This is a genomic window from Shewanella sp. Isolate7 (assembly GCF_022398425.1).
Taxonomy (GTDB): domain Bacteria; phylum Pseudomonadota; class Gammaproteobacteria; order Enterobacterales; family Shewanellaceae; genus Shewanella.
Map to the genome: position 1 here is coordinate 1 of NZ_JAKEVJ010000175.1, position 939 is coordinate 939.

1 protein-coding gene and 1 pseudogene are annotated in these 939 nt (G+C 50.3%); one reads left to right on the forward strand and one right to left on the reverse strand.

All coding sequences use genetic code 11. The features are described 5' to 3' along the window. Positions 1–353, forward strand: a pseudogene (locus L1D47_RS20815) (transposase); the annotation flags it as partial. Between the two features lie 295 nt (positions 354–648). Here L1D47_RS20815 and L1D47_RS20820 read toward each other — a convergent pair. Continuing rightward, positions 649–939: transposase (locus L1D47_RS20820; RefSeq protein ID WP_239886631.1), on the reverse strand; the 291-nt coding region annotated here is incomplete at its 5' end.

A 939-nucleotide genomic window follows, 5' to 3' on the forward strand; every position in this document is an offset into this window, starting at 1 on the left:
TGGTATTGTTTAAGGCACGAGGTAAAGGACGTAAAGGTCAGCGCAGTACGACGACCGACTGTCATCATACCGCCCAATGGACCTATGAGCTGACGGCAAAAGAGCCTTGGGCACTGGTGACCAACCTCACGATGGAAGCCATGCCACCTAAGAAACTGGTTAATCTTTACCAAAAGCGAATGCAGATAGAAGAGACTTTTAGGGACTTAAAAAGTCCGGCTTACGGATTTGGTTTACGCCACAGCCGAAYACGTGATGCGGCAAGAATGGATATCCTGCTATTGATAGCCTTGCTGGTGCAATTGGCATTTTGGTGGGTGGGACTCTTTGGTGAAGCGAAGCAATTGCAACGTATCCGTCCGGAGAACTGCACCTAGCCGAGTTTTGCATTCCAGGGTAGCAAGTGTTCTAGACACTCGGGCTTAAGGAAGGTGCGAACAAGTCGTCGCACAGCTCTGGCTTTGATTGCAGCGACAGTTCAAGGCATTCAACTGAGGGCATGCCGAGGCCTGCTGAAGTTGAATAACGCCGAAATGGTGTTGCTATCAAAGCCCCGCAGGGCGAGGCTTACAGCGGTATTTGCTGCGTTACAGTTCTTGCGAAGGACTAGGGCCATTCGCTGCAAACTGTGCCTAGCATCTATCCACTTTAAGCACACGCAGAGCAAGCACGGGACTTATTCGCACCTTCCTTAAGTGACAACTGCTCAAGGCAGTACATCAAGTAATCGAAGGGCGTCAACCCATTCGCCTTGGCGGTTTCGATCACACTGTACAGTATGGCACTCGCGTTCGCACCATTGGCCGTATTGGCAAATAGCCAGTTCTTCCGCCCAATGACGAACGGTTTTATCGCTCTCTCGGCGCGATTATTGTCAATATTGACCCGCCCATCTTCAAGATAGCGGTTCAGATTGGGCCATTGATTTAAGCTATAGGT